Origin of the sequence: Paraburkholderia sp. (assembly GCF_050742655.1) — a bacterium.
GTDB lineage: Bacteria > Pseudomonadota > Gammaproteobacteria > Burkholderiales > Burkholderiaceae > Paraburkholderia.
Genome location: NZ_JBOIGG010000003.1, coordinates 54,427 through 72,469, shown reverse-complemented (window position 1 = coordinate 72,469; position 18,043 = coordinate 54,427). Strand labels below are relative to the sequence as shown.

The window sequence follows — 18,043 nt, the reverse complement described above, 5'->3', positions numbered from 1 at the left end:
GCAAACTTGAAATTAAGGTTACCGGTAACCAAAAATGAATCTAACATGCGGAGATAGCATGCACAAGGCGGATTTGTTGGTAGCCGCGCGAGATCCCGATGCAGACATGGTCGGACCGGAGCGCGACAATCCGCAGATGCTTTTCGCGAACGCGGCGCACGGCCCTTCGCACGAAACACGAACTACGATCATGGAGACACGATGACCGACGCCCGCTCCCCTCAAGACCACCACGCCGACGCAACGCAAGCAGGCGACACTCCCGCCCAGGCTCGCCTGCGCAGCCGCCGCTGGTTCGACGATCCGGCCGATCCCGGCATGACCGCGCTGTATCTCGAGCGCTACATGAACTACGGCATCACCCGCGAAGAGCTGCAATCGGGCAAGCCGATCATCGGCATCGCGCAGACGGGCTCCGATCTCGCACCGTGCAATCGCCATCATCTGCAGCTTGCGCAGCGCGTGCGCGACGGCATCCGCGACGCGGGCGGCATTCCGCTCGAATTCCCGGTGCACCCGATCCAGGAAACCGGCAAGCGCCCCACCGCCGCGCTCGACCGCAACCTCGCGTACCTCGGTCTCGTCGAAATCCTGCATGGCTATCCACTCGACGGCGTCGTACTCACCACCGGCTGCGACAAGACGACGCCCGCGTGTCTGATGGCAGCGGCGACCGTCAACATTCCGTCAATCGTGTTATCCGGCGGTCCGATGCTCGACGGCTGGTGGAAGGGCAAGCTCGCGGGCTCCGGCACGGTGATCTGGGACGCGCGCAAGCGGCTGTCCGCCGGCGACATCGACTACGACCAGTTCATGGACGAAGTGTCGGCCTCGGCACCGTCGGCCGGCCACTGCAACACGATGGGCACCGCGCTGTCGATGAACTCGCTCGCCGAAGCGCTCGGCATGTCGCTGCCTGGATGCGCCGCGATTCCTGCACCGCATCGCGAGCGCGGCTGGATGGCGTATTACACGGGCAGGCGCATCGTCGAGATGGTCGCGGAAAATCTGCGCCCGTCCGACGTGATGACGAAACACGCCTTCGAAAATGCAGTGGTCGCCGCCGCGGCGCTCGGCGCGTCGTCGAACTGCCCGATCCACATGGTCGCGATCGCGCGGCACATGGGCGTCGACCACACGCTCGACGACTGGCAGCGCCTCGGTCCGGACGTGCCGCTGCTGGTCGATTGCCAGCCGGCAGGACGCTTTCTCGGCGAAGCATTTCATCGCGCGGGCGGCGTGCCCGCGGTGATGCGCGAACTGCTCGCAGCCGGCAAGCTGCATGGCGACGTGCGTACGGTCAGCGGCCGCACGCTCGCCGAAGACCTCACGTCGGTGCAGGAACCGGACCGCGAAGTGATCCGGGCGTACGACACGCCGCTGAAGGAAGCGGCGGGCTACGTGGTGCTGTCCGGCAACCTGTTCGACAGCGCGGTGATGAAGATCAGCGTGATCGACCCGTCGTTCCGCAAGCGCTTTCTGTCGGACCCGGCGCACCCCGAGGTGTTCGTGGGTAAGGTCGTCGTGTTCGAAGGACCGGAGGACTATCACGCGCGCATCGAAGACCCCGCGCTCGGTATCGACGAGCGTTCGGTGCTCGTGATCCGTAACTGCGGACCGGTCGGCTATCCGGGCGGCGCCGAAGTGGTCAACATGCAGCCGCCCGCAGCGCTGCTCAAGCGTGGCATCGACGTGCTGCCGACGCTTGGCGACGGACGGCAGAGCGGCACATCGGCGAGCCCGTCGATTCTGAACGTGTCGCCTGAAGCTGCCGTCGGTGGCAATCTCGCGCTGCTGCGCACCGGCGACTCGATCCGTATCGACCTGAACGCGCGCAAGGTCGACGTGCTGATTCCCGATGCCGAGATGGCGCAGCGACGCGCGGATTACCGGCCACCGAAGCTCGACCATAAGACGCCGTGGGAAGAGATCTATCGGAGCATGGTGGGCCAGCAAGGCAGCGGCGCATGCCTGGAGCCCGCGACGCTGTACCTGAACATTCTCGAAACGCGCGGCGAGTCGCGGCACAACCACTAAACCACCTGCATTGGCGTAGGGCTGGACGAGGTCGTCACGCGCTCTCGCGCGCGATGACCTCATAGTGGATCTCGAAGACCTTCGGCATGTCGGCCGGTTCGGTCGGCACCGCGTCGGTTTGCACCGCCTTGTGCTCGCGACGTGAACGGTTCGGCTGTTCGCGGTCGTCGAGCGCGGCGAGCAGCGACAGTCCCGCGGAATGACCGATGCCATATGCGTCGACCGATACCGTCGTGATGCTCGGATAGCAGTGACGCGACACCTCGAAGTCGCCGAATCCAGCGACCGCGAGATCGCGCGGCACCGACAGCCCGCGCCGATGACACGCCATGATCGTGCCGAACGCGTGAATGTCGCTCGCGCACATCACCGCGTCGGTATCGGGCCAGCGCTCGAGCAGCTGTTCGAGCGCCGCCGCGCCGTGGCCCATCGCCACGCCGTGCGCCATGTCAGTCGTCCATTCGATATGCGTGATGTCGCGCGGTTCCGCGAGCCCTGCCGCCTTCACTTCCTTCAGATAGCCGCGGCGCCGGTCGATGCCGCGCAGATCCAGCTTCGATGGGCTGCTGACGAAGGCGATGCGCCGATAGCCGCGCTCATACAGATGGCGCACCATCGCGCGTGCTGCATCGGCGTTCGAAAAGCCGACGACACGATCGATCGGATCGCCTGGCAAGTCCCACGTTTCGACGACCGGGATGCCTGCGCGCGCGAGCAGCGAATGCGTGTCGGCAGTATGGTGACCGCCTGTCAGCACGACACCGCGCGGCGCGTAGCGCAGCAGCGCGCGCACGAGCGATTCCTCGCGTTCTTCGCGATAGTCGGTATAGCCGAGCAGCAGCTGCATGCCGCGCGCTTCGACCGCATCGCTGATGCCGCGCACCGTGTCGGCGAAATTCGAACTGGTGAGCGACGGCACGAGCACGACGACGAAACTCGAACGGCCCGACGACAGCGCGCCCGCCGATGCATCGGCGACGTAGCCGGTTTCCGCGACCACGCGCAACACCTGCTCGCGTGTCGCGGCGCCGACCCGCTGCCCCGTCAGCACACGCGACACCGTCATCTTCGACACGCCCGCCAGCCGCGCGACGTCCGCCATGCGGACCGGAGTGGATGCGTCGGGAGTCGTGGAAAGCGTCGGGAGCGGTGCCTTGTCGTCGTCGTTCATCGCACTGCGCGCAAAGGAAAATAACGCTCGAATCTTACCGTAACCCCATGTCCACCTGGATGCGGTCCGTTCACGCCTGCAGTGCGAGCGGTTCGGCATTTTCGTACAGACGGTTCAGCAGTTTGCGCAGCACGTCGACCTCCGCTTTCGTGAAGCAGCCGAGTGCGACGGTTTCATAGTGCCTGTATCACCGGCGCTGTACCGGGGACCCTCAAGCAACGGATTTTTTCGTGCGTTAAGACAAGACGGCGGCCCGGACGTGTCTTCAGTTTCTCACTATGCGTCGATAGCGGGCATCTCGCCCTGGCCGCGTAGCCATCCATGATCGGCAAGCGCGAGCATTTCCCTGTCGCCCGCGCTATCGCCATAAGCGAAGAGCACGCGCGGGCGTTCGCTACCAAACCACTGTTGGAGCCTGCGCACTTTTTCTGGTCCCCAACAATTCGGCGAGGCCAATCGACCAGAAAACCGGTCGTCGCGGAATTCGAGTTCGGTTGCGAGCACCGCGTCAAATCCCGCACCCTGAGCCCAGAGCTTCAGGTAAAGCGCAGGCGACGCGCTGACCAGGACCAGCCGATGGCCGCGGCGCTTGTGCTCCTGGACTCTTACTGCCATTTCCGGGCGGATCAGCATGAGCAATCCGTCCGCTGCATATTGCTGCGCGGCGTCCGCCAGTTCGCGCCGCGTCATGCCACCGAGCGTCGCGGCAAGAAAATGCGCCTTCGCGGTCCCCCGTTCGCATGTGCCGATCAGCATGCCCGCCAGCCATGGCGCTGCGCAAATCGCCCCGAAGATCAGTCTTGTACGACCGACCGTACAGCGCACGAAATCACGGAGACTGTCCGACGTGGTGATCGTGCCGTCGAAATCGAAGGCGGCCACGACAGCATCGCGCGGCATTGATCGATCGGGAGAGGCGCCGCTGTGGCAAGCCTCGCGCACATCCTCCACACGATGGTCCCTTTCACGGGTCAACGCATGTTCCCGGTGTGGCCGAGCGAATAACGCCCCGGTTGCGGCCAGACCGTGAGGCCATGGGGTTCCATGCCGACCGGAATGGACTTCACCGAACCAGTCGCCGTGTCGATCGCGTAGACCACGTCGTCGAACCGTCCCGACAGCCACAGCATCTTGCCGTCGGCGCTGACGTTGCCCATGTCCGGGCTACCGCCGCCCGGAATCGGCCAGTTCGCGACGATCTTGCGAGTCGCGAAGTCGATCACCGACACGCTGCCTTTGCCATGTCTCGGCCCATGAACGAGATTGGAACCGCGATTGGACACATAGAGCCGGGTGCCGTCGCGGCTCGGGTACAGGCCGTGCGTACCGACGCCGGTCTTGATGAAGCCGAGCTTCGTGAAGCCGTCGCCGTCGACCACGTAGACGCCGTCGGCCATCATGTCGGCGACGTAGAACACCTTACCGTCCGGCGAGATGCGGATGTCCTGCGGCATGCCCTTCCTGTCGAGTTCGAGGTAGCCCACGACCTTGCGGTCGACGAGATCGATCTTGGCCAGCTTGCCGCCGAATTCACAGGTGAAGAGCGCGTACTTGCCGTCAATCGAGAAATCGGCGTGATTGATGCCCTTGCACTGCGGCACATCCAGACTCGATTTCAGCGCCATCGTGTGCGCATCGCGAAAGTCCAGTCGCGCGTGCGCTTCGGCCACCACGATCGCTTCCTTGCCGTCCGGCGTGAAGTACATGTTGTAGGGATCGTCGACCATGATCTCCCTGCCCGGTTTGCCGGTCTTCGGATCGATCGGAGTCAGACTGCCGTCGGGCCGGCCTTCGGCGTTGTTGGCCACCCACAAAGTCTGCAGATCCCATGCGGGGACAACGTGCTGCGGACTGAAGCCGACCTTGAACCTGTCGATCACCTTGAACGTGGCCGGATCGATCACATAGACGTCGTTCGAACGCAGGTTCGGCACGTAGACGCGCGGCAACGCGCCGGCGACCGCGGGGCTCATATGGCCCGCTCCCGCTTCGCTGTACAGATTGCCGGGGTTCACCACGGGCGGCATGCCGGCCACCGTGGCGACAGCCGATGCAGCCGATGCAGCGCCGGCGGCACAGTAGCCGGCCAGCGCAACCGCAGCGGTCATTGCAAGGCGCGAAAAACGACCAGAACACAATTGCATGGCGAATTCCGTTATCGAGAGAATGGGGGATCGGGCGATCGGGCGCGGAAGCAGAAGTGCGTCAAATGCGTCAACGGCTTGCGGTCTCTTTCTTGATGGCATCGATGGTCCGCGACACGATCGCATCGACGCCCAGTTGACCGAGTTCGACGCTCGAGTGCCGCGGGTCGCCGCCATAGACGCCGTCGGCAGCGCCCAGTTTCGGACCGCTTCGCAGGCGGTCGAGCCGTACCATCTGCGGCGCAACGGCCAGTAGCAGCGATGTATCCGCGAGTCCCGCGTGGGTGCCGATCTCGGCGTCGCTGACGCCATGTTGCCGCAGGATCTGTGCGTAGCCGTCCGAGCTCATGCCGTAGTATTCCGGCGGCAGGAATGCGCGGGCGCTCGAGCCGGTCCAGCTCTTGTTGAGCCGGGCTACGACGTGCCTGATGTCGTTCTGGTAGCCGCCGTGGTCGCCGAGAAAGACGATGTTGGTGAATCCGTGAACCTTGAAGCTGTTCGCAGCGGATTCCAGCGTTTTCTCGAACACGTCGTCCGGCACGGTGATCGTGCCGGGAAAGCGCATGTGTGAGGTCGTCGGAGCATAGCCGCCCTCCGGCACATAGGCGATGACCGGTGCGACGAACGCATTGCCGAGGCCCTCGGCGATGCGCTGCGACAGCACTTTCACGCGTGCATTGTGCTTGCCGAGTGCGACGTCCGGGCCGCTTTGCTCAGTCCCGCCGATCGGGATGATGATGGTGGTTTTGCCAGCGTGAATCTGGTCGCGCAGTTCGGTCCATGTCAGATCCTCCAGCTGCACTGTTTTCGGTGTCTGCGCCATGGCAGCCTGGGTCGCGACAAGCACCATGGCGGACGCGAAAGCCCGTCGGAGCAGGAAACGCATGAAGAGTCCTTGGAGAAAATGTGTGTCTCGATTTGAGACAGAGTATTACCGAAGTGCGGCCGCGATGCGTCACTTCCTGCGCACTGCCGCGTCTTCGGGACCCGGCGCAGGCGCCTCGCTCCTGCCGGGTTCACCCGATTCAACAGTCTCCCGGCTCCAGGCCTCGAGCAATGTCCGCGTCTGGTCCCGCGTCGTCGCTTTCAGCAACTCGACCTTTTCCGCGTCGAACGAATCCCAGCCGAGCAGCGTCAGTGTCGAGCGATGCGCGACGTGGAAAATCAGCAGTTGCCCGTGCAGACTGAACATCCGGATCAGCATGACCGGATCGTCGATGGGCCGGCCCGTGATGCGCGCGATCAGCGCCGAACTCACGTCGTTCAGCGGCACGCGGATCCGGCACATCAGGATCTGCGTCGCGCTCTCGGGCTCGTAGCCGGCCTGCTCGCGCGCGAAGAAGAGACGGCGGCCTGGCGTCTTCGCATTCGTCAGCATTTTGTCCGCCATCGTCGACTGGATGCGCAGGAACGCTTCGATCAGCACGTCCTTGTCCGCGCCGGCGCGCAGCACGTCGTGCCCGTGCTCGATCGCGGGGCCGAAGGTTTGCCACGCTTCGTCGGCGAGCATCTCGACGCACGCGCGATAGACGCCTTCCTTGTTCTCGAAGTAGTACTGCAGCGCTGGCGCGTTAACCCCCGCCCGTGCAGCGATGTCGCGGGTCGACGCGCCTTCGAAACCGCTTTCGCCGAACAGGTCGACGGCCGCGTCGATGATCCGGCGCCGTGTCTCGTCGCCACGCGCATAACCGCCTTCCGGCGGGCGGCGGAGCTTCTTTGCGTCGTTCATGCCCTTCCTCACTCGTGATACATCGTGAAATATAACACTTGACACAATTTGAACGGCTGGAATAATTATGCCGACTGGAAAATATTGGACCCAAAACGATGTCAACGACCGCAGGTACTTCTCCCGGCAGTGTGCCCAAGGACGACGCTTCGGCCTCGCCCGCCCGACGTCCGTCGCGACGCCTCGTGCTGATCGTGCTCGGCCTCGCCGCGCTGATCGCCGCGGCGGTGTGGGGGGCGCGCTGGTGGACGGTCGGCCGCTTCATCGAAAGCACCGACGATGCCTATCTCCAGGCCGACAGCGTGACCGTTGCACCGAAAGTCGCAGGCTACATCACTGAGGTTTACGTCGCGGACAACCAGGTCGTCAAGCCCGGCGACCCGCTCGTGCACCTCGACGCGCGTCAGTATCAGGTTTCGCTCGACCAGGCGCTCGCCACCGTCGACGCCCGCACGGCCGACATCGAACGCGCGCAGGCCGACATCAAGCAGCAGCAGGCCAACATCGAACAGACGCTGGCGCAGCAGCAGGTCGCGCGCGTGAGCGCCCGTCATGCGGGCGACGAGGTCCGGCGTTACGCGCCGCTCGCCGCGACCGGCGCCGAAAGCAGCGAACGGCTCGCCGAACTGACGAGCACGCGCGACCAGGCGGTCGCGACGCTCGCGGCGAATGCCGCCGCCGTCGACGCAGCCCGCACGCAGATCGCGTCGAGCACCGCGCAACTTTCGCAGGCGCGCGCGCAACTCGAAGCGGCACGTGCGAGCGCGCAGCAGTCGCGTCTCGATCTCGAGAACACGGTGGTCCGCAGCGTGCTGGGCGGCAAGGTCGGCGACCGCACGGTGCGCGTCGGCCAGTACGTGCAGCCCGGTACGCGCATGTTGACCGTCGTGCCGGTGCAGAGCACCTACCTCACCGCGAACTTCAAGGAAACGCAGATCGGCCGGATGCGCGTGGGCCAGCCGGTCGAGATGCATATCGATGCGCTGTCCGGCCAGACGCTGCATGGGGTCGTCGATAGTTTCTCGCCGGGTACGGGTTCGCAGTTCGCGTTGCTGCCGCCGGAAAACGCGACCGGCAACTTCACGAAGATCGTGCAGCGTGTGCCGGTGCGCATCCGCCTCGATACCGGTCCGGAAACGCGCAGCGTGCTGCTGCCGGGTCTGTCGGTGACCGCCGACGTCGACACGCGTTCCGCACGCGATCGCGACGCGCGCATCGAAGCCGAGAACCATCGTGACTGAGTCGACTACTGCGCCGAACGCCGCGGCTCCCGCGCCGGCGAGACCCTCGGCGGAACCGGAACGCGCGAGCGTTACCGACTGGATCGCCGTCGCCGCGGGCTCGCTCGGCGCCCTGATGGCGACGCTCGACATCTCGATCACGAACTCCGCGCTGCCGCAGATCCAGGGCGAAATCGGCGCGACCGGCACCGAGGGCACGTGGATCTCGACCGGCTACCTGATGTCCGAGATCGTGATGATTCCGCTCGCCGCGTGGCTCACGCGCGTGTTCGGGCTGCGCAACTTCCTGCTCGCGAGCTCGGTGCTGTTTATCGCGTTCTCGATGATGTGCGGCTGGTCGCATTCGCTGCCGATGATGATCGCGGGCCGCATCGGCCAGGGCTTCACCGGCGGCGCGCTGATCCCGACCGGTCAAACCATCATCCGCACGCGGCTGCCGCTGTCGCAGATGCCGATCGGCATGACCGTGTTCGGGCTGATCGTGCTGCTCGGGCCGCTGCTCGGGCCGGTGGTCGGCGGCTGGCTCGCGGAAAACATCAGCTGGAGCTGGTGCTTCTTCATCAACCTGCCGGTGTGTCTCGCGCTGATGACGCTACTGGTGCTCGGCCTGCCGTCGGACCGGCCGCATTGGGAAACTTTCTTCAAGGCGGACTGGCTCGGTATCGTCGGCCTCGCGATCGGCCTCAGCTCGCTGACCGTCGTGCTTGAAGAAGGCCAGCGCGAGCGCTGGTTCGAATCGTCGATGATCGTCTCGCTGACGTGGGTGACGATCGCCGGCATGTTGCTGATCGTGGCGTCGCAGCTCACCGCGAAAAAGCCGATCGTGCGCCTGAGCCTGATGCGCAATCCGCGCTACGCGAGCGTGATCGTGATCGTGTCCGCGGTCGGCGCCGGGTTGTACGGCGTGTCGTACCTGCTGCCGCAGTTTCTCGGCATCGTCGCTGGCTACAACGCGGAGCAGTCGGGCGCGATCATGCTGCTGTCCGGATTGCCCGCGTTCATGGTGATGCCGATCCTGCCGCGCCTGCTCTCCAAGGTCGATTTCCGCATTCTCGTGATCACCGGCCTCGTGCTGTTCGCGATCAGCTGCATGCTCGACATCAGCCTGACCGCGCAGAGCGTCGGACACGACTTCGTCTGGTCGCAACTGATTCGCGGCACCGCGCAGATGCTCGCGATGATGCCACTGAACCAGGCATCGATGGCCGCGGTATCGCGCGAAGATTCCGGCGACGCCGCGGGTCTCTACAACATGGCGCGCAACCTCGGCGGATCGATCGGTCTCGCGATCATCGGTACCGTGATCGACCGGCGCACCGCGTTTCACACCGCGATGATCCGCGAATCGGTCAGCGCGAATTCGCTGATCGGCCAGGACCGGCTGGCGGCGAACGCCGCGAACTGGTTCGCGCATACCGGCGACATGGCGTACTCACAGATGCGCGCGCTCGGTCAGCTAGGCGCGCAGATCACGCAGCAGGCCATCGTGATGACCTATTCGGAAACCTTCTTTCTGCTGGGCATTGCGCTCGCCGCCTGCATTCCACTCGCGCTGCTGCTGAAGACGCCGAACCGGGGCGCTCCACCGCCGCCGTCCGACGCCCATTGATGTTTTTACCGACCGCCATGATGTCTTTTCGTCCTTTCCGTTTTGCGCCTGCCACGCTTGCCGTGCTTGCTGCGATTGGCACTATCGCCACACTCGCAGGCTGCACGGTCGGCCCCGACTACCACGGCTCGCCGCCGGTCGCGGACGGCGCATTGCACAGCGACGGCTTCGTACGTGCGCCGGCCACCGGCATCGCGACTACTCGCGCACCGAACCAGTGGTGGCTCGCGTTCGACGATCCGCAGCTGAACGACCTGATCGGTGCCGCGTTCGAACACAATCCCGATCTGCACGTCGCGCAGGCGCGTCTGCGCGAATCGCGCGCGCAACTGCAACAGCAGCGCGCGAACGAGTTGCCCAAGGTGTCCGCCGACGCAGCCGCGCTGCGCACGCGCGCGCCCGACGTCAGCGCACTCAGTCCGTCGCAGGGCGGCGCTTCGCCGTCGAGCGGTCGTGGGCCGCTGCAGCTTTACACCGCCGGGTTCGACGCCACGTGGGAGATCGACCTGTTCGGCGGTACGCGGCGCGCAATCGAGGCAGCATCGGCGGAAGCCGAAGCGGTCGATGCCGATCTCGCCGACACGCAGGTGTCGCTTGCGGCCGAAGTCGCGCAGGCCTACATCGATCTGCGCGACCAGCAGCAGCGCCTCGCGCTCGCGCAGCAACAGGCCGACGTCGAACAGAAGATGCTGACGCTCACGCAGCAGCGCCGTGCGCGCGGCACTGCGGCCGACGTCGACGTCGAACGGCTCACGACGCAGGTCGAGAACACGCGCGCGACGCTGACTCCGCTCGACGCGCAGGTGACCGATTCGCTCGACCAGCTCGCCGTGCTGACGGGCCGCGCACCCGGTGCGCTCGACGCGCAGCTCGCGGCCTCGCAGCCGCTGCCCGCGGTGCCCGCCGAAGTCGCGATCGGCGATCCGTCGTCGCTGCTGCAACAGCGCCCCGACATCCGCGCGGCCGAACGCCGGCTCGCGTCGAGCAACGCGCAGATCGGCGAACACGTCGCGGACTTTTTCCCGAAGGTGTCGCTGCTCGGCGATCTCGGCTTCAGCGCAAGCGATCCGGGGCACCTCGTGCACAAGAGCAACTTCAGCTGGCTCGCCGTGCCGTATCTGCAATGGAACCTGTTCGATTTCGGCCGCACGCTCGGCACCGTGCACGCAGCCGAAGCATCCCGCGACGAGGCCGAAGCACGCTATACGAAGGCCGTGCTCGGCGCACTACAGGATGCGAATTCTTCGCTGTCGCGCTACGGGCATCAGCGCGAACATCTCGTGACGCTGCAAAAGGTGGAAACCTCCGCCGATCATTCGGCGACGCTGATGCGCCAGCGTTATACCGCCGGCGCGTCGAGCCTGATCGATCTACTCGATACGCAGCGCGAGGAATTCAGCGCGCAGCAGAATGTGGTCGCCGGGCACGCGGAATTGCTGAAGGATTTCGTGTCGCTGCAAAAGAGCCTCGGGCTCGGCTGGCGCGTGCAGCAGGGGTAAGCAGGAAATAAACCGCGGGCTTCGCCATGCGTTGCGCGATGGCAAAGCCCGCGGAGTAGTTGCGAGTGGCGCGGCCTGTTGTGACCTGTTGCGGCCTGTTGAAACGGGTTACGGCGAAACGGTGAACGCCGGGTTCGGGCTGACCGACAGGCTGTTGACCGTGCAGTTGCCCGTCAGCGGCTGGGCGCTCGCGCTCAGCGTATTGGTCGCGTTGCTCCACGCGCCGTTGATCGTCGACGGACCGCAGTTCGCACCGAGCACGCTGAAGCCGACGTTCGCGACGTTGCCGGTCGTCGTGCTGGTCGCGACCAGCTTCCACGGCAGCCCGATGATCTGCGGCACACCGCATAGTCCGCCGCCGGTCACCACCACCGAGTTGATCTGCGCATACGTCCCATCGCTCGCGACCACGCCGCTCAGCGTAATGCCGCAGGCCACGTTGGGCGCGATCGGCGTACTCACATTGATCGTGCCGGGCGCGCTGAACGACGCGCCTGCCGGCCCGATGGTCGCCGCCGATGCCAGCGACGAGAAAGCAACGAACACGACCGCGACAGCACCACTGCATGCACGCATCTTGAGGGTTCTCATGATTTGCCTTCCTGGTAAATGGCAACGAAGTTGCCGGGCGAATGACCCCACGACAGCAGTGCCGTGCGCACCGCTTTCCCGAGGTACTGACGAACTGCACTGCTGACGACTACCGATACCGGCGCGGCAACGCACGCTTCGTCGTCGTGCTGCCGCCGGTGTCGCCCGATCGTCCGGATATCGGATAGATGTCCGGACTGCCGGGCCGCCTGCCTGATGCGGAAATTCAACGGTTCAATGCGGGAACGGGTCGGCCTCGATGCAACGCAGCACCGCTGCGCCGGACGCGTTCGATGGATTCATCACAGGTGGACAGCGAGGATCAGGCGCGGGCTCGCACGCGGATCGCGACGCGAACCCCGGCCAGCAGCGTGGACAGGTCATCGGTGTCTCCATTTCAGCGATTATTGGTAATTCCGCTTTTTATTCGTTCTGCATTTGTTCAGCGCTTGTTTTGTACTTGTTTTGCATTACTGGCTGGCGTCTTAAACTGCTTTTACAGAAACGGCGTCATGATTTTCCGCACGCTTCATCCTTCTTTATCGAAGGGTTATCGCACGGCAACAAAATGCCCATTGCATCGACTCGAATGCAGATTCGACCGCATGCATCGGAACGCGCGCCACAGCAAGGCCGTGGCGCTCGAAAGGGCTTCCCTCAAGGGGTTCGGGCGTCGCTCGTAGACAGTCCTCGTTGGCCTGATATTCGGATATTTGTGTTGGGCGTACATTAGTCCGAGTGATCGGGCGTGTACATAGAGCCTTTGATCCAAACTAAGTGCAATCGCGAAGCGCATTGTCTGGATTCGATTTGCACGATGTTTCAAACGAATGAATTAATGCGTGCATGGGCCGATATGCATTTGCCACTACGCCGCAGGATGCGATCCGGGTTATCTTGAGCATCGCAGGAAGCGAATCGTTCGGTGAAAATCGGGACAATGATGCTTCGGGATCCGTCCTATCGGCCGTATGAAAGAAGAAGCACGGCGAACGTCGAGGAACGCGCATGACGTCATCACCCGAAGCCGCAAAGCGCACGGCCACGAACATCGCGCAATGGATAGCGTGGCCCGTGTGCGGCATGATTGCCGTAGCGTTGACGCTTGCGTGGATGGGACGATGGTCGCTGCCGTCGGAAAGCGCGTCGGTGCCCGCGCCTGTACCCGTCGCGGCAGCGCACCATGAACGCGCGGTCGCCGAACAGACGCTCAACGCTACGCTGCCCTCGCCCGCTTCGCCGCCAGTCGCCGCGCACACGGCGATCGACGCGCTCGCGCGCCTCGAAAAAGCGCACGCCAATGCGCTGCCGCCGGATGTCGCCAACGCGAGCCAAACGTTCGACGAAGCGCTGCAACATGCCCTCTCGTATCCCGCATTCGATGCGCTCGACGGTCGGTCGGATCCGGAGGGACTGTTCGAAGCCGCCGCGTGGGCCAACGCCTGCGCGCGCTCGACGCTGCCTGCGCAGGACCGCGCGTTGCGCTGTGGCGATGCGCGTCTGCGCGACCCGCACTATGCGGACATGCTGCTGCGCAAGGCGGCCGAAGCCGGCCAACCCGCCGCGACGTTGACGCTCGCGAGCCGCTACCCCGCGCAATGGATGGACGTCCCGCTCGGCGACGACGATACGCTCGGCGAGCACATCTTCACACTGGCGGCGCACGGCAACGGCAGCGCGCTCGCGATGATCACGCAGTGGTGTGCCGCATCCGATGCGTGTACCGACACCCGGCTGACGCGCAACACGCTCGCGTTGCTACAGCTGGGTTTGTACAAAACCGGTACGTCGGACGCCAGCCAGTATCTGACCGGCGACGCAAACGAACGGCGCGCGGCGACCGATCGTGCTGGCGCGTTGCGCAAGCTGCTGAAATGGCCGTCGTGATACCGATGCACGCGTGGTCAATACCGGGAAAAATCGGCATCCCGACAGGTGCCATTAAAATGGCGCGCATTATATTTATCTATTTTTTATAAAATTATAAGAAATGAAACGTCGAAACAAATTTCAACAATTGTGCTTCATGCGATTGCAAATATTTGAAAAATTCGTCGCGTACTAAACACTTTGGCACAATCGAATTCCCCTTTAACGGACTGCAAATCATATAATTTGCCCGTTCCTTCTTCTGCTGGGCAACAAGCCGACAAGCTGTCATCCGGCGTAGGAAGCCAGGCGGTTCGCTGTGCATCAGCATATGAAAGACGCCCGCCGCACCCCCCGCGTCCATCGATAAACTTGATATCGAATTTACCTTTTTTCGCAAACGCGTTAATTTCACTACGCGTCGAAACGCAGGGCATGCAGTAACAAATCCGATTAAAAGTTAATTCGGCAATTTCTTCGCGAAACCATGTTTCAGAATTTCCGGCATCGGGTCAAAAAACCAAAACCGAGGCCAGATTGATATGGGGTAATCATGCAGATACTGTTGGTAGAAGACGACTCGCCCCAGGCGGAGGCAGTCAGGGCTGCGCTGACCAACGCCCGACACGAAATCACGCGGGTCGACACGGGCGAGAAAGCGGTGATCTTTCTCGAAAAAAACTTCGTCGATCTCGTCATTCTCGACTGGCGGCTCCCGGGAATGTCCGGACTCGAGGTGCTCGGATGGATCCGGCATCGGCTCGGCGATCAGCCCGGCGTGCTGTTCCTCACGAGCAAGGTGCTGGAAATCGACATCGTCCAGGCACTCGAAAGCGGCGCCGACGAATACATCGTCAAGCCGTTCCGGCAGTCCGAACTGATCGCGCGCGTCAACGCGCTACGGCGGCGTCTAAGCAATGACGCGCAGTCGAGCAGCACGCTCCGGCTCGGCAGATACGTGCTCGATATCCATAACCGCCATTTCTTGCTCGACGGCCAGCTCGTCACGCTCACCGACAAGGAATTCGACATGGCGGTCGTGATGTTCAAGCATCCCGGCCGGATCATTTCGCGCGATCTGCTCGCGCGCCTCGCATGGGGACGCGAGCATGACGGCGCATCGCGGACCATCGATACGCACATCTCGAGAATCCGCAGGAAGCTGTCGCTCGGCTATGCAAGCGGCGTGCGCCTGGTATCGGTCTACACGCACGGCTATCGGTTGATCGAAAGCGACCTCGAAGCGCCCGGGGCCCCTGAAACCTCCGAGGCTGGCGACAACCACGACACGACATAGCTCCCCCCGCGCAGGGCAGTGGGTAACTAACGGGTAACGGGTAACCGCTACCCCCGCCGCACCGTCAACGCGCGTTCGATCGCGACACAACGTCGATCCACACGGCCAGCACGAGGATGCCGCCCTTGACGATCATCTGCCAGTACGCGTCGACGTCGAGCATCGACATCCCGTTGTCGAGGCTCGCCATTACGAGCGCGCCGATCAGCGCGCCGTGCACCGTGCCCGAACCGCCGCGCATCGACGTACCGCCGATGAAGCACGCGGCGATCGCGTCGAGTTCGCCCATCGTGCCCGCCGACGGCGAGCCGGCCGCGAGTCGCGCGGTATTGACGATCCCCGCGAATGCGCACATCAGCCCCATCAGCGCGAAAATCGCGAGCTTCACGCGGTTCGTGTTGACGCCGGAAAAGCGCGTCGCCTCCAGGTTCGAGCCCACCGCGTAGATGCGCCGGCCGAACACCGTCTGCGTGGCGATGTAGGTGAACACGCCGAGCAGCGCGAGCAGCAGCAGCACCGGCACCGGAATGCCGCCGTAGCGGTCGAGCGTCGCGACGAACGCGAGCAGGATCGCGCCTGCGCCGGCGATCTTCACGATGTCCTGCCACAGCGGCACGACCGGCAGTTGATAGCGCTGGCGGCTGCGTCGCTGCACGATGGTCAGCACGGCGAGCAGCACGAACAGCGCGACCGCGAGCGTATCGCCGGCCACGCGCGGCAGATATCCCTGGCCGATAAACACGAACGAGTCGGACACGGGCGCAATGGTCGAGCCGCCGGTCAGCCCGAGCAGCACGCCGCGAAACGCGAGCATGCCGCCGAGCCCGACGATGAACGACGGCACGCGCCGGTAAGTCGACCACCAGCCGTTGAACATGCCGACCAGCACGCCAAGCACCAGCACCGCCGGCACCGTCGCCGCGATCGGCCAGTGGCGATTCACGTCGAGGATCGCCGCGACACCGCCGAGCAGACCGAGCAGCGAGCCCACCGACAGATCGATCTCACCCGCGATGATCACGAACACCATCCCGCACGCGAGCATCCCTGTGATCGACATCTGTCGCAGCAGGTTCGACAGGTTGCGCGGCGTGACGAACGCGCCCTGTGTCAGCAATGAGAAGAACAGCCAGATCGCCGCCACCGCAATCAGCAGCGCGAGGATCTTGTAGCGCGAAAAGAATTGCTGGGCCTGCGCCGTGCCGAAGGAAGCTTTCGGCGTCGCCGGTTTCGCGTCGTGCGTCGTCGCGTCGGGCGTCATGCTGGGCTCGCTGAAGAAGATGACGAAGATGTCGTGGAAGGCTGCGCGGACTGCAGCGCGGCGGTGAGAATCGATTCCTGCGTGAGACCGTCGTTCGCGAAATCGCCGCGCAGGCGACCCTCGCCGATCACCAGCACGCGGTCGCTGATACCGAGTACCTCCGGCAATTCGGACGACACCATCACGATCGCGACGCCGCGCTGTGCCAGCTCGAAAATCAGCTTGTAGATTTCGTACTTCGCGCCGACGTCGACGCCGCGGGTCGGCTCGTCGAGGATCAGCACTTTCGGATCGGTCAGCAGCATCTTCGTCAGCACGGCCTTCTGCTGGTTGCCGCCAGACAGGCTCGAGATCGACAGCATCGGATTCGCCGCGCGCACCGACAGGCGCTTCATCTGCAGATGGATCGCGTCGAGTTCCGCACTCGAATCGATCCGCCCGCCGCGCGCGAAGCGGTTCAGCACCGCGAGCGTGATGTTGTAGCCGACGCCCAGTTGCGGCACGATGCCGTGCCGCTTGCGGTCCTCCGGCACCATCGCGACGCCGGCGCGGATCGCGTCGAACGGCGAACGGATGCGCAGCGGCCGGCCCTCGAGCGACAACGTCGCCTCGCTCGCGCCGGGCCACGCGCCGAAGATCGCCTGCATCAGCTCCGTGCGCCCCGCGCCGACGAGGCCTGCCACTCCCACGATCTCGCCGCGCCGCACGTTGAACGACACGTCGTCGACGCGCTTGCGGCGCGGATTCGTCGTGTCGAACACGGTCACGTGCTGTGCTTCGAACACGACGTCGCCGATCGTATGCGCGACGCGTGGAAACAGGTTCGCGATCTCGCGGCCGACCATCAGCGCGATGATCCGCTCGGTGGTGAGCGCGCGCATCGGTTCGGTCGCGACATGCCGGCCGTCGCGGATCACGCTGACCGTGTCGCACACCGCTTCGACTTCGTCGAGCTTGTGCGAGATGTAGACGCACGCCACACCACGCCGCTTCAGGTCGCGGATGATGTCGAGCAGGATCCGTGTTTCCGTCGACGTCAACGACGACGACGGCTCGTCGAGAATCAGCAACCGTGCTTCCTTGGCGAGCGCCTTCGCGATCTCGATCAGTTGCTGATGGCCACCACCGTAGTTCATCACGGGCTGCGCGACGTTGATGCCGGTAATGCCGAGTCCGCGCAGCAATTCGTCGGCGCGACGATACATCGCCGCGTAGTTCATCCGGCCGCCTGGCAGCGTGATCTCGTTGCCGAGAAAGATGTTCTCGGCGACCGACAGCTCCGGCACGAGCATCAACTCCTGATGGATGATGACGATGCCGGCGCGTTCGGTGTCGCGCACGCTCGACGCCTTCAGCGGCGCGCCGTCCCAGAGGATTTCACCATCCCACGTGCCGTGCGGATAGACGCCCGACAACACTTTCATCAGCGTCGATTTGCCGGCGCCGTTCTCGCCGCACAGCCCGACGCATTCGCCGGGCTGCACGGCCAGATCGATGCCGTCCAGCGCTTTCACGCCGGAAAACGTCTTGACGATGCCGCGCATCGCAAGCAAGGGGTGAGCCATTCGCAGTTCCCGTTGCAGGAAAAAAGCGGC

General features: G+C 64.2%; 16 protein-coding genes. 8 read left to right on the top strand and 8 right to left on the bottom strand.

The features are described from left to right. Window positions 1-201 precede the first annotated feature (201 nt). The gene (locus ACREXZ_RS05485; protein ID WP_431763032.1) at window positions 202-2,037 is read left to right on the top strand and encodes an IlvD/Edd family dehydratase; all 1,836 of its coding nucleotides are present in this window, start codon (window positions 202-204) and stop codon (window positions 2,035-2,037) included. Window positions 2,038-2,071: 34 nt separating this feature from the next. On the opposite strand, the gene ACREXZ_RS05480 is transcribed toward ACREXZ_RS05485, so the two are convergent. The 5 genes from ACREXZ_RS05480 to ACREXZ_RS05460 all read right to left on the bottom strand — a co-directional run bounded on the left by ACREXZ_RS05480 (window position 2,072) and on the right by ACREXZ_RS05460 (window position 7,081). Beyond that, window positions 2,072-3,139: a LacI family DNA-binding transcriptional regulator gene (locus ACREXZ_RS05480; RefSeq protein ID WP_431763348.1), complete on the bottom strand. Its 1,068-nt coding sequence runs from the start codon at window positions 3,137-3,139 to the stop codon at window positions 2,072-2,074. A 345-nt stretch (window positions 3,140-3,484) separates the two neighbouring features. Next, entirely contained in the window at window positions 3,485-4,108 is a 624-nt protein-coding gene (locus ACREXZ_RS05475; protein WP_431763031.1) for an HAD-IB family hydrolase, read from the bottom strand. A gap of 71 nt (window positions 4,109-4,179) precedes the next feature. Further along, on the bottom strand, window positions 4,180-5,352 hold the full coding sequence (locus ACREXZ_RS05470) for a hypothetical protein (protein ID WP_431763030.1): 1,173 nt from the start codon (window positions 5,350-5,352) through the stop codon (window positions 4,180-4,182). Window positions 5,353-5,422: 70 nt separating this feature from the next. Next, on the bottom strand, window positions 5,423-6,238 hold the full coding sequence (locus ACREXZ_RS05465) for a creatininase family protein (protein WP_431763029.1): 816 nt from the start codon (window positions 6,236-6,238) through the stop codon (window positions 5,423-5,425). A gap of 69 nt (window positions 6,239-6,307) precedes the next feature. Continuing rightward, window positions 6,308-7,081 carry a CerR family C-terminal domain-containing protein gene (locus tag ACREXZ_RS05460; RefSeq protein ID WP_431763028.1) on the bottom strand — a complete coding sequence of 258 codons (774 nt, stop codon included), beginning with the start codon at window positions 7,079-7,081 and terminating at the stop codon, window positions 6,308-6,310. Between the two features lie 98 nt (window positions 7,082-7,179). Here ACREXZ_RS05460 and ACREXZ_RS05455 point away from each other — a divergent pair, with 98 nt between their 5' ends. From ACREXZ_RS05455 to ACREXZ_RS05445, 3 genes are read left to right on the top strand one after another with little or no spacing between them, the layout of a single operon-like run. Then, window positions 7,180-8,322: an HlyD family secretion protein gene (locus tag ACREXZ_RS05455; RefSeq protein WP_431763027.1), complete on the top strand. Its 1,143-nt coding sequence runs from the start codon at window positions 7,180-7,182 to the stop codon at window positions 8,320-8,322. Next, window positions 8,315-9,931, top strand: coding sequence for an MDR family MFS transporter (locus tag ACREXZ_RS05450; RefSeq protein ID WP_431763026.1), 1,617 nt, complete (start codon window positions 8,315-8,317; stop codon window positions 9,929-9,931). The genes ACREXZ_RS05455 and ACREXZ_RS05450 overlap by 8 nt, the downstream gene beginning before the upstream one ends. Window positions 9,932-9,948: 17 nt before the next feature. Continuing rightward, window positions 9,949-11,430, top strand: a complete 1,482-nt coding sequence (locus tag ACREXZ_RS05445) for an efflux transporter outer membrane subunit (protein WP_431763025.1) — start codon at window positions 9,949-9,951, stop codon at window positions 11,428-11,430. Between the two features lie 108 nt (window positions 11,431-11,538). Here ACREXZ_RS05445 and praA read toward each other — a convergent pair whose 3' ends face one another. Next, window positions 11,539-12,021: an alkane oxidation protein activator PraA gene (gene praA / locus ACREXZ_RS05440; RefSeq protein ID WP_431763024.1), complete on the bottom strand. Its 483-nt coding sequence runs from the start codon at window positions 12,019-12,021 to the stop codon at window positions 11,539-11,541. A gap of 41 nt (window positions 12,022-12,062) precedes the next feature. Between praA and ACREXZ_RS05435 the strand changes: the two genes are divergently transcribed. The 4 genes from ACREXZ_RS05435 (at window position 12,063) to ACREXZ_RS05420 (ending at window position 15,187) form a co-directional block, all read left to right on the top strand. Beyond that, the gene (locus ACREXZ_RS05435; RefSeq protein WP_431763023.1) at window positions 12,063-12,209 is read left to right on the top strand and encodes a hypothetical protein; all 147 of its coding nucleotides are present in this window, start codon (window positions 12,063-12,065) and stop codon (window positions 12,207-12,209) included. Further along, complete coding sequence (locus tag ACREXZ_RS05430; protein WP_431763022.1) at window positions 12,210-12,704, top strand: hypothetical protein; 495 nt, start codon at window positions 12,210-12,212, stop codon at window positions 12,702-12,704. It begins immediately after the preceding gene. Between the two features lie 325 nt (window positions 12,705-13,029). After that, on the top strand, window positions 13,030-13,908 hold the full coding sequence (locus ACREXZ_RS05425; protein WP_431763021.1) for a hypothetical protein: 879 nt from the start codon (window positions 13,030-13,032) through the stop codon (window positions 13,906-13,908). Between the two features lie 535 nt (window positions 13,909-14,443). Further along, window positions 14,444-15,187, top strand: a complete 744-nt coding sequence (locus ACREXZ_RS05420) for a response regulator transcription factor (protein ID WP_431763020.1) — start codon at window positions 14,444-14,446, stop codon at window positions 15,185-15,187. Between the two features lie 64 nt (window positions 15,188-15,251). Here the strand turns inward: ACREXZ_RS05420 and ACREXZ_RS05415 are convergent, their stop codons facing one another. Continuing rightward, window positions 15,252-16,448: a sugar ABC transporter permease gene (locus ACREXZ_RS05415; RefSeq protein WP_431763019.1), complete on the bottom strand. Its 1,197-nt coding sequence runs from the start codon at window positions 16,446-16,448 to the stop codon at window positions 15,252-15,254. Continuing rightward, window positions 16,445-18,013, bottom strand: coding sequence for a D-xylose ABC transporter ATP-binding protein (gene xylG, locus ACREXZ_RS05410; protein WP_431763018.1), 1,569 nt, complete (start codon window positions 18,011-18,013; stop codon window positions 16,445-16,447). The genes ACREXZ_RS05415 and xylG overlap by 4 nt, the downstream gene beginning before the upstream one ends. Between the last annotated feature and the right edge of the window lie 30 nt (window positions 18,014-18,043).

What these genes read in the sequence shown, in the direction of transcription:
- ACREXZ_RS05480 (WP_431763348.1), bottom strand. Translation starts at nt 3,139, where the DNA reads ATGGCGGACGTCGCGCGGCTGGCGGGCGTGTCGAAGATGACGGTGTCG.
- xylG (WP_431763018.1), bottom strand. Translation starts at nt 18,013, where the DNA reads ATGGCTCACCCCTTGCTTGCGATGCGCGGCATCGTCAAGACGTTTTCC.
- praA (WP_431763024.1), bottom strand. Translation starts at nt 12,021, where the DNA reads ATGAGAACCCTCAAGATGCGTGCATGCAGTGGTGCTGTCGCGGTCGTG.
- ACREXZ_RS05470 (WP_431763030.1), bottom strand. Translation starts at nt 5,352, where the DNA reads ATGCAATTGTGTTCTGGTCGTTTTTCGCGCCTTGCAATGACCGCTGCG.
- ACREXZ_RS05435 (WP_431763023.1), top strand. Translation starts at nt 12,063, where the DNA reads ATGACCCCACGACAGCAGTGCCGTGCGCACCGCTTTCCCGAGGTACTG.
- ACREXZ_RS05485 (WP_431763032.1), top strand. Translation starts at nt 202, where the DNA reads ATGACCGACGCCCGCTCCCCTCAAGACCACCACGCCGACGCAACGCAA.
- ACREXZ_RS05475 (WP_431763031.1), bottom strand. Translation starts at nt 4,108, where the DNA reads ATGCCGCGCGATGCTGTCGTGGCCGCCTTCGATTTCGACGGCACGATC.
- ACREXZ_RS05420 (WP_431763020.1), top strand. Translation starts at nt 14,444, where the DNA reads ATGCAGATACTGTTGGTAGAAGACGACTCGCCCCAGGCGGAGGCAGTC.
- ACREXZ_RS05430 (WP_431763022.1), top strand. Translation starts at nt 12,210, where the DNA reads ATGTCCGGACTGCCGGGCCGCCTGCCTGATGCGGAAATTCAACGGTTC.
- ACREXZ_RS05425 (WP_431763021.1), top strand. Translation starts at nt 13,030, where the DNA reads ATGACGTCATCACCCGAAGCCGCAAAGCGCACGGCCACGAACATCGCG.
- ACREXZ_RS05455 (WP_431763027.1), top strand. Translation starts at nt 7,180, where the DNA reads ATGTCAACGACCGCAGGTACTTCTCCCGGCAGTGTGCCCAAGGACGAC.
- ACREXZ_RS05445 (WP_431763025.1), top strand. Translation starts at nt 9,949, where the DNA reads ATGATGTCTTTTCGTCCTTTCCGTTTTGCGCCTGCCACGCTTGCCGTG.
- ACREXZ_RS05460 (WP_431763028.1), bottom strand. Translation starts at nt 7,081, where the DNA reads ATGAACGACGCAAAGAAGCTCCGCCGCCCGCCGGAAGGCGGTTATGCG.
- ACREXZ_RS05465 (WP_431763029.1), bottom strand. Translation starts at nt 6,238, where the DNA reads ATGCGTTTCCTGCTCCGACGGGCTTTCGCGTCCGCCATGGTGCTTGTC.
- ACREXZ_RS05415 (WP_431763019.1), bottom strand. Translation starts at nt 16,448, where the DNA reads ATGACGCCCGACGCGACGACGCACGACGCGAAACCGGCGACGCCGAAA.